The following is a 9,460-nucleotide window of genomic DNA, read 5'->3' as shown; positions in this document are numbered from 1 at the left end:
GGTTCAGAACGTCGCGAGACAGTTCGGTCCCTATCTGTTGTGGGCGTAGGAATTTTGAGTGGGGCTGACCTTAGTACGAGAGGACCGGGTTGGACTAGCCTCTAGTGAATCTGTTGTTCCGCCAGGGGCATTGCAGAGTAGCTACGCTGGGAATAGATAAGCGCTGAAAGCATCTAAGTGCGAAACTAGCCACGAGATGAGAATTCCATATAGGACCGTAGCAGACTACTACGTTGATAGGTTACAGATGTAAAGGTTGTGAGATCAAAGTCGAGTAATACTAATCATCCGAAGCTTTCAAGAGCAATAAACTGTTGTTTGTTCTTCCTAACTTAACTTCTTTCAATAATATGTCATTTGTTTAGTAACAAATCGAGCAGGGTTAATAGCGATATTGATCAGGCAATAAAAGCGAAACGATATATACTAGATATTTAAAAATATTTAGGTGCCTATATCGGTGGTGTCCACCTCTTCCCATTCCGAACAGAGAAGTTAAGCCCACCAGAGCCGATGGTACTGCGGTAACACGTGGGAGAGTAGGTCGGTGCCAAATCTTAAAAGAAAGCCGGTAGTCCAATAGACTATCGGCTTTTCTTGTTTATAAGGTTTTTTGAGTCTCTGCTGTTCGTTTTAAAAACGATTCTGGCCCTACTTTAGGTGCTTTCATGACTGGCTTTATATGCGCTCATAATTAGCATGCAATCGAGTAATTCTAGGTATCGATAGGGAATTAGATCATGGCAGCGCGATTAGATATACGTGTACTGATTTCTAAATAGACCTTGAGGATCTTTAAAACATTAAAATATGGCCAGAAAGGTGAAAAGCACTTTCTGGCCATATTTTAACTATTTTTTTTGCAAGGATAAAAAGGTAACTAGTGATGCAAGTTCATTGTATGATAATGAATTGGCAAGACCAGCTGGCATCATAGAAGAATCCATTTCTTGACGCGATAAGATATCCGAAGCTTTAATATTAAATACTTCACCAACAATGTTTCGCATAACGACTTTATTGGCTGTTTCTTCAGTGATGAATCCCATATAGGTTTTATCTCCTTTTGCAGATATCATTACGGTTGCAAAGCCTTGTGAAATGGAGGCATTGGGTTTAAGAATAGATTCGGCAATTTGTTCGCGGTTCATAATAGACCCAATTTGTCCCATAAAAGGACCTTTCATTTTTTCACCCTTGTTAATGCTGTGGCAAGCAAAACATCCCTGACTAGTAAATAAGGCTTTGCCTTTTACTGCATCACCTGGTAATTTGGCTATGGCTAAGAGCACATCTTCGATAGAATTGTCTCCAACTTGCCCCGGTTTATTCTTAATTTTTTCCAGATCTACTTTAGGTTCTTCAGCTGCAATTATTTTCTCTTCAGTTGCAAATGCAGGAATATCCATACGGTGGCGTGCATTTAGATCTGTAAAGAATTGTTTTTGACTGGCACCTGCTTTTTCAGATTCACTTACTAGAAATTTTTCAATAGCTGGCGAAGCGGACCAAAGAACAGCCTTGAAATAAGGGCCATGGGAATCTGGTCTCGTACCCCACCACCAGGATGCATCATAGGCATTTTCTTTCTTGTACAGACGCGATAAGGTAATTAGGATCTGTTTTTTTAGTTTTTCATCTTTGTTTAAAGAATAGGCGTTTATCAATCCATCAACTGCTTTTTGCTGATGCATGTAACGAAGTGCCCATAATGCCAGATTTGAGTTTTCAGATCCAATTGCTGCTACACATGCGTCTACTGCATTTATATTTACGAGTGCCTGGACTGCAAGATGCGGGAGTATAATACTCGAATTAGGTGTGGCGTGTGGCCCTTCTACATCTTTTGCTGGTTCTATAAATGAGTCAGGGACTTTAGTTTGTAATAATGCAGTGGCTGTTTCTATATGTCCCAAGCGACCTAGTCCTATAGTTGCTATTGCCTGAACACGTTTCGATGGATCTTTCAGTGATGCTAAAAAAGGTTCAGTGGGAACGTTTTTTAGATAAGACTTACGGTCGGCCAGTGCTCGTAATGCGGATTCCTTCATTATATCGTCAGCAGTCAATTTAACTAAAGTCGGGATCGCGTTTTCTCCAGCGACCTGTGCAAATGTATAAAGCGCAGCAATGCGGGATTCTGAAGAAAGGTCTTTGTTTGAAACAACTTTTAGTGTTGTTGAAGCTACTTGTTTGGCTGGACGGGTAATTAATTCTTGTGATGCAGTGATGCGTGCTACAGCACTTGGAGACTTTAATAATTCAACCAATGCTTTGATTGATGCTTTCTTTACATCTGGAAATGCTTTATAGGTCCAGTTTTTAGGTACTGCACGAACGACATATCCTTTACTTGGACTACCAGAATAGCCGGCGCCATCCCAGGCTGATAGATAAAGACGACCTGAACCATCCACATCCAGATCTGTAATTTGCGATAGTTTTATAAAATCCTCATCCTTTTGTGTAAAGGTAGGTCCATCGGGACTCACCCTGTGTATATATAACATACTTTGACCCCAGTCGGCCATCATTGGTACTTTGTTGTACTTTTCAGGCCAATTTGGTTCGTCCATATATAATGCACCAGTTCCCGAACCTCCGCCTAAGTCGGCAAGGGCTGGTACTATTTCATCTGTAAAATGTTGAAACAGTACTGGGTATCCATATTCCCCGGATTGGATATGATGTGAAAATCGCACATTCCATCCGCCACCATCATTTGTGTTTTCTCTGGTGAAAATATTCATGTTGGGATCGATTGCCAAATCGTAGACATTGCGTGTACCATGGGTGTATATTTCCATCTCAGTCCCATCGGGGCGTACACGAACAATGCCGCCACCTAACATAGTTAGTTTTTTGCCGCTTCGATCAACAGCATTATGAAAGCCAAAATCACCTACCGCGATGTATATCCATCCGTCGATACCCATTCTGATTCCATTAGTTGCATGATCAGTTCCTCTTTCTGCGATGTATTTTGCATTGCTAATGTTTTCAATTAGTGGTTTTGCAGGTCCATCTGCGATTCCATCGTTATTTTTATCTTCAAAAACGACAAGATCCATTCCTGTGGCTTTACCTGTTTCCTTTGAAAATGTAGTGTGCAATACAAAAACTTTGTCTCCTTGAGCAATGATGCCTCTTGGATTGTCGACCATCGCAAATTCGATATGTTGGTCCATTGTACCATTATTGTCTTTGTCAATGAGCTTGAGTATACGTCCTTTGTTTGGAGCTTTCCCTAACGATCCCATCATATCGATCCCAACAAATACTTCACCTGTTGGGGCGACTGATAAGCAGGCTGGGCTTGGTGTGACCTCAGGGCCTGTAAAGCGTGTGATTTCGAGCTCGTCTGGACCAGCAAAGGCTGCTTTGGGTTTGTCTAGAAAGAAATTGATTCCCCCGAAAAATATAAAGGAGCAGACGAGACTTAAAGAAAATTTAATCATTTGTGTGTTTGGAGTATTGGTTTGTAAGTATGATATAGATTGCGTTTATCTTTGTGGCTTTTTATTACGTTTTTCTAAATTGATGATTCGCACTTTTCGAAAGTCAACAGGTTGACCTTCACTTTGAAGAGCTATAAATCCTTCTTTCAAAAGTTTGCCATCAAGTTTAACGGCAGGATCGAAATTGTTGACTACACCACCGCCAATTTGTGGTTTTGAATATTGCAGTACAGTATCGCCATTAACAAGGTGAGTGATCAGCGAGTCGCCCAATACAATTAGTTCGGCTCTTACCCATTCCTCTTTTTTATAGGTTTTAGATTTAGAGTCAATACAATGCCGACTGTCTATTTTTCCTTCATATATCACATCTGTACCAGGTGAGCACATATTGCCAGTAGGTCTTGGTTTTCCATCATTTAAGCCAGCTAAGAGTTGATATTCAATTGATATAGGCCAGTCCTGGTCTTTGAGCATTGTTTTTGGATCTTGCGAATGGAACATGATACCACTATTACTAATGGTATAGGATGGCGCATCAGTTTTCCATTCGCCCGTAATTTTATATTCTACCAACAGATGGTAATGTGAAAAAGGTTGTTTATAGTATAGATGGCCAAATTGATTGTCGTAAGCACCGTACTGGTCATATCTAACTTTAATCATACCGTCTTCAACCCTGAATGTATTGGCATAATTATCACCAATTTCATGGTGATTGATTTTTACATTCCAGTCTTTAATGTCCTTTCCATTAAACAGATCTTTCCATTCGGGATTGTTTTGTGATTTAAGGGGTGAACAGCCAGTAATAGCTAAGACTAACAGCAATAAATTTGGAAAAATTAGTTTAACTGATTTAGTTTGCAGCATTGTAGGTTTATAATGGTTTAAGGGACAAGATATCAATATGTTGTTAAAAAATGCTAAATCTGTGCCCTAAATATTATAAAACCGTATTATTGTATTTTACCTTAATTCATAAATATTCAGGAATGAAACTTAAGCATATATTATATTTTACAATTTTTCTTTTTGCCAGTTCAACTGCTTTTTCACAGAGTAAGGATGTTAAGTTACCTCCAAATTGGTATAATTTAGATTTACTGAAGGACGGGTATTTTGGCATTAGCACCGAAAAGGCTTACAATGAATTGTTAAAGCATAAAAAGCCTAAAGAAAGTATAATTGTAGCTGTCATAGATGGTGGTGTCGAAACTAAACATGAAGATTTGAAGAACGTTTTGTGGACAAATAAGAAGGAAATTCCGGGAAACGGGATAGATGATGATGGAAATGGATATGTTGATGACATACATGGTTGGAACTTTATAGGCTCGAAAAAAGGGGACCTTGCCTATGATAACTTAGAATTGGTTCGGATTTACAGGAAATTGCAGCCTAAATACCGTTCAACAATTAAATCTACTGTTCTAGATAGCACTGAAAAGGAAGAATTTGCTCTTTATACAAAAGTTACTGCTGAGTTTGGAAAGAAATATGACGATGCGCATCAGACTTTTGCCATTATTTCTATTATAAACAAGATGCTTGATTCTGTTGGACAGATAAACCATAAGACTATTCCTTCATTAGAGGATATGGAGCGTTATAAAGCCGATAGTGAGGAAGAGGAGCAGTGTAAAAAGATCATTAGGAGAGGCGCAAAGGAAAGTGGATCTATGGAAAAGTTTCATAAGGAAATGAAGGATGCTTATAAACAATATGATGTAATGTTGAGGTATAACTTAAATCCTAAATATGATGAGCGTGCTGAATTGGTTGGCGATGATTATTCAAATGCGCGAGAGCGTAATTATGGCAATAGCGATGTCATGGGGCCAAATGCAGATCATGGATCACATGTGTCGGGTATAATTGGCGGAGAGCGAAATAATGGGATAGGGATAAATGGTGTTGCTGATCATGTTCGTATCATGTGTATAAGAGTTGTACCTGAAGGGGATGAGCGTGATAAGGATGTGGCAAATGGTATTAGGTATGCGGTAGATAATGGGGCGCGCGTGATTAACATGAGTTTTGGTAAGGGCTTTAAGTGGGCCAAGGATGTTGTAGATGAGGCCGTAAAGTATGCTGAAGAAAAGGGAGTTTTATTGGTGCATGCTGCAGGTAACGACAATCAGAATAATGATGTAGATGAGAATTATCCAACTAAATATTATGATAGTCCAGAGGCGATAGCTTATAAAAAAGCACATAAGAAAGTTGAGGTTAACCCTATGATATTTAGACCTGGTCAAAACCCTGTTCCAGGGAACGGTATGGGTAGGAATTATCCTGTTCCGCCTGCAAAGGTTGTTTTGGATACCACGAAGTTTAATTTACCTCATGCTAGCAACTGGCTTGAAGTAGGGGCTAGTGCATATAAAAATGATGCGAGTTTAAAGGCTTCTTTTTCTAATTACGGTAAACACACGGTAGATGTATTTGCTCCTGGATTTATGATTAAGTCTACTGTTCCTGAATCTAAATACGAAGAGTTTGATGGAACAAGTATGGCTGCTCCTGTAGTTTCGGGCTTAGCTGCTTTAATTTTAAGTTATTATCCTGAATTGAAAGCTCAGGATGTGAGGGCTATCATTATGCAATCTGTGGTGAAGCCAGAACAAAAGGTAAGACGCGAGAATGAAAAGGGGGAGACTGAGCGTGTTAATTTTAAGGAGCTGTGTGTGAGCGGTGGAATTGTTAATGCTTATCAGGCATTAAAATTGGCTGAAACTTATAAAGCAAAGTAGTTTAGATATTCTGATTTTTTATGAAACAATTTTTTTGTATTCTTTTAACGCTGACAAGCCTTACTTCGGTAAAACTCTCGGCGCAAAGTAGCCTTCAACAAAAAATAGAGGGAATCATCAACGGTAAAAACGCTGATGTAGGCATATCTGTGTTGTTTTTTGGAGATCGTAGATCGGTTTCTGTAAATGGAGATAAGCATTATCCTATGCAAAGTGTATATAAGTTTCATCTTGCCCTGGCTGTGCTGGATCAGGTTGATAAAGGAAAATTATCACTTCAGCAAAATATTTTTGTAAAAAAGAGCGACTTATTACCTAATACCTGGAGTCCATTAAGAGACAAATATCCTAATGGAAATGTTGATTTGCCATTATCTGAAATTATTAAATTCACGATCGCTCAGAGCGATAATAATGGTTGTGATATTTTGTTTCGACTAGTAGGCGGACCTAATAAGGTGCACAAGTATATAGCTAATCTCGGGATTAAAGATTGTGCGATTGTGGCGACTGAAGAGGAAATGCATGCAGATGATAAAGTGCAGTTTACGAACTGGACTACGCCAAAAGCAGCGAATGCATTATTACTAAAGTTTTGGAATGGGACGGTACTAAAAAAGAACACTACTGCTTTTTTAAAGAAAACCATGGAGGAGACTGTTTCGGGACCTAATAAAATCAAAGGACTGCTACCTGCAGGTACCATCGTTGCACACAAAACAGGATACTCGGGCGTAAATAAAGAAGGGATTACTGTAGCTACTAATGACATTGGGGTTATCACACTCCCGAATGGAAATGGTATGCTGATTTCGGTTTTTGTATCAATGTCTAAAGGGAATGAGAAAGAAAATGATCTGATTATTGCCGAACTGGCCCGTGCCGCATGGGATGAAGCAATTAAATACTAACTTATTCTGCTTTCCGAAATCAAGGTCTTGGACCATTGTCTAATACCTTCTTCATAACTGCTCGGTTTAAAATTAAAAGCTTTTTCAAATTTTGAAGAATCTAAATTATAGTCGTGATCATATTGATAATACATTTCAACTGTTCCTGCAACGACTTTCTTAAATAGGCCAACCATTTGCAGCATCAATTTATTCACCTTGGTAAAGTTGCCCTTAGTACCAAAAATCTCCGCTGCCAGCGCGATCATCTCTAGACCGGTTATTGGTGCGGCAGTTGGTAGATGCCAGATCTGATTTCCAGATGATTCATCTTGACCCAACAAATACATTGCTTTTCCGGTGTCGGGGACATAAGTGAAATTGTGGAGTTTCTTAGGATCGCCAATCCATTGTGCAGTTTGATGTTTGGCAAATTTATCTAGTACCATGCTATCCAGAAAGCTATTCATAGAATCGGTGCCGTAAAAATCAGCAGCTCTGGCAATCGTAGCCTGGATGTTGCCCGATTTCACTTCGTCCATCAATTGCGTCGCAATTTTCGCCCTGACTTCACCCTTTACACTCACTGGATGGTAAGGGGTACTCTCCAACATTGGGCCATTAACCAATCCATACATATACACGTTATCAAAAAATAGCAGTCTGGCTTGTGTTTCCTTTGCCACATTGATTAAGTTCTGCATGATGATCGGCCATTGTCGCTTCCAGATTTCTTTATCATAGACCAGTCCCGCGCACATATAAATAACTGTTGAGCCTTTCACAGCTTCTAATACTTCCGAGTAGTTCAACAAATCTGCCTTTCTCCAGGTCATCTGGGGACCGGTGGTCTTCACTGGCCTTCTGCTAACCAGTCGTACTTCTTCATTATTTTTTAACAATTCACGTGTCAGCGCATTTGCTGATGGCCCGCCGGCTCCTAAAATGGTATGCATAGTTTTATGTTTTGATCTAATCAAAGGTAAGTGACCATAGTTATTCAAAACGTTAACAAAAGATAAGCGTTTTAGTTATTTACAACTCCTCTTATAGTCCTTTTACGGATTCTTGAAAGGGAAACCGGGGTAATGCCAAGAAAATTGGCCACATAATGTTGGGGAATACGCAATAGTAAACCGGCTTGATTTTCAAGCATGGTTAAATAACGTTCTTCTGGGCTTTGCACAATAAAAGCCGCAATTCGATCTTCATAACAACAGATATAATATTCGGCTACTAACCTGCCAAACTGCTCCATCTTAAAGGCAAGTTTAGGATGAGCTAATAGTTGCTGCATATCTTCATAAGCAATCAAAATCAATTCCGTATCCTCCATGGCCTGGATACAGGTGAGGCTTGGCTCTTGTTTCAGATAACTTTTATAAGAACTTACAAATTCATTCTCAAAGCAAAAATATCCGGTAATTTCTGCTCCATCCTTTATATGGTAAAATCTTAGAGAACCCTTAATTATGAAACCTACATGTTTGCAAACTGTGCCATGAACTACAAAGTGATCTTTCTTTTTAATGCTTGAAGTTGTTAAATAAGGGATAAGTTCGGCCCACTCTACATCGGAAAAAGTAACGAATTTTGCGAGGCCTTCTCTAAATACCTGCAATGCTGTTTTCGAAATCATTTGATTTTTCATGATTAAACCGAATTCTAAGTTTATAAAAGTAAAGAAAAATAAACATTGGTTATATTCATATATCCGCTTCATTTAACATTTTGTTAATATGTCCGTCATTTGGCAGGTCTAATTTTGCTACATATTTTATGGGCGAAAATAATACTGCCGGCTTTAACGAAGATGATGTACGTATACTCGATGACAAAGCATTCGAGGATCTTTACCGTCGTATGTATCCTACGCTTAAAAAGTACGCGATATATCTGGTCAAAGATATGGAAGAAGCGCAGCTCATTTTAAACGATGTGTTTATTGCCATATGGAAAAATAAGATTCTGCTCATCAATGAAAAAGCTTACCTGTTTCGCGCTGTAAAAAATGGAGCTAATAACTATTTTAAAACTTCCCGATTAAATTTTCAGCATCTGGAGGAAGAGGAAGTCCAGGAAATCGTAGATGTTAGGGCTGATCCTTTTCAAACACATATGTATAAGGACAGAACGCGTATGCTTTATGATTTGATAGATCAAATGCCAGAACGTAGGCGCCTTATTTTCTATATGTATAGAATTGAAGGCTTCAGTTATAAAGAAATTGCGGCCTTGTTGGATATTTCTGTTCGCACAGTAGAAGATCATCTGGTTAAAGGATTTCAGTTTTTACAGGAAAGGGTCTTGAAAAATGAGGCTGAGTTCAGATAAATTATGCTTAACGATTTCTTAA

General features: G+C 38.9%; 7 protein-coding genes and 2 rRNA genes. 5 read left to right on the top strand and 4 right to left on the bottom strand.

Annotated features, from left to right (window positions below; genetic code table 11):
- A 23S ribosomal RNA gene (locus BLS35_RS27060) occupies window positions 1-304 on the top strand; the annotation flags it as partial.
- A 140-nt stretch (window positions 305-444) separates the two neighbouring features.
- Window positions 445-556, top strand: a 5S ribosomal RNA gene (gene rrf / locus BLS35_RS27055).
- Between the two features lie 295 nt (window positions 557-851).
- On the opposite strand, the gene BLS35_RS27050 is transcribed toward rrf, so the two are convergent.
- Window positions 852-3,263 carry a DUF7133 domain-containing protein gene (locus BLS35_RS27050; protein WP_217634953.1) on the bottom strand — a complete coding sequence of 804 codons (2,412 nt, stop codon included), beginning with the start codon at window positions 3,261-3,263 and terminating at the stop codon, window positions 852-854.
- A 240-nt stretch (window positions 3,264-3,503) separates the two neighbouring features.
- Window positions 3,504-4,331, bottom strand: coding sequence for a 3-keto-disaccharide hydrolase (locus tag BLS35_RS27045; RefSeq protein ID WP_090787731.1), 828 nt, complete (start codon window positions 4,329-4,331; stop codon window positions 3,504-3,506).
- 122 nt (window positions 4,332-4,453) lie between these two features.
- On the opposite strand from BLS35_RS27045, the gene BLS35_RS27040 reads away from it, so the two are divergent.
- Together BLS35_RS27040 and bla are read left to right on the top strand one after the other, a co-directional pair.
- On the top strand, window positions 4,454-6,214 hold the full coding sequence (locus BLS35_RS27040) for a S8 family peptidase (protein ID WP_090787728.1): 1,761 nt from the start codon (window positions 4,454-4,456) through the stop codon (window positions 6,212-6,214).
- Between the two features lie 20 nt (window positions 6,215-6,234).
- Entirely contained in the window at window positions 6,235-7,125 is an 891-nt protein-coding gene (bla, locus tag BLS35_RS27035; protein ID WP_090787725.1) for a class A beta-lactamase, subclass A2, read from the top strand.
- On the opposite strand, the gene BLS35_RS27030 is transcribed toward bla, so the two are convergent.
- Window positions 7,122-8,060 carry an NAD-dependent epimerase/dehydratase family protein gene (locus BLS35_RS27030; protein ID WP_090787722.1) on the bottom strand — a complete coding sequence of 313 codons (939 nt, stop codon included), beginning with the start codon at window positions 8,058-8,060 and terminating at the stop codon, window positions 7,122-7,124. The genes bla and BLS35_RS27030 overlap by 4 nt on opposite strands.
- 71 nt (window positions 8,061-8,131) lie before the next feature.
- Window positions 8,132-8,755, bottom strand: a complete 624-nt coding sequence (locus BLS35_RS27025; protein WP_090787719.1) for a Crp/Fnr family transcriptional regulator — start codon at window positions 8,753-8,755, stop codon at window positions 8,132-8,134.
- A 128-nt stretch (window positions 8,756-8,883) separates the two neighbouring features.
- Between BLS35_RS27025 and BLS35_RS27020 the strand changes: the two genes are divergently transcribed.
- Entirely contained in the window at window positions 8,884-9,438 is a 555-nt protein-coding gene (locus tag BLS35_RS27020; RefSeq protein ID WP_090787715.1) for an RNA polymerase sigma-70 factor, read from the top strand.
- The last annotated feature ends 22 nt before the right edge of the window (window positions 9,439-9,460 follow it).

The sequence above is a fragment of the Pedobacter sp. ok626 genome, from assembly GCF_900100435.1.
In the GTDB taxonomy this organism is placed as follows: Bacteria; Bacteroidota; Bacteroidia; order Sphingobacteriales; family Sphingobacteriaceae; genus Pedobacter.
Note: the sequence above shows the minus strand (reverse complement) of the source record. Positions and strands in the feature narration are given on the sequence as shown.

Excerpts from the sequence above, each read along its gene's own strand:
- BLS35_RS27050 (WP_217634953.1), bottom strand. The coding sequence starts at position 3,263 with ATGATGGGATCGTTAGGGAAAGCTCCAAACAAAGGACGTATACTCAAG.
- BLS35_RS27045 (WP_090787731.1), bottom strand. The coding sequence starts at position 4,331 with ATGCTGCAAACTAAATCAGTTAAACTAATTTTTCCAAATTTATTGCTG.
- BLS35_RS27040 (WP_090787728.1), top strand. The coding sequence starts at position 4,454 with ATGAAACTTAAGCATATATTATATTTTACAATTTTTCTTTTTGCCAGT.
- bla (WP_090787725.1), top strand. The coding sequence starts at position 6,235 with ATGAAACAATTTTTTTGTATTCTTTTAACGCTGACAAGCCTTACTTCG.
- BLS35_RS27030 (WP_090787722.1), bottom strand. The coding sequence starts at position 8,060 with ATGCATACCATTTTAGGAGCCGGCGGGCCATCAGCAAATGCGCTGACA.
- BLS35_RS27025 (WP_090787719.1), bottom strand. The coding sequence starts at position 8,755 with ATGAAAAATCAAATGATTTCGAAAACAGCATTGCAGGTATTTAGAGAA.
- BLS35_RS27020 (WP_090787715.1), top strand. The coding sequence starts at position 8,884 with ATGGGCGAAAATAATACTGCCGGCTTTAACGAAGATGATGTACGTATA.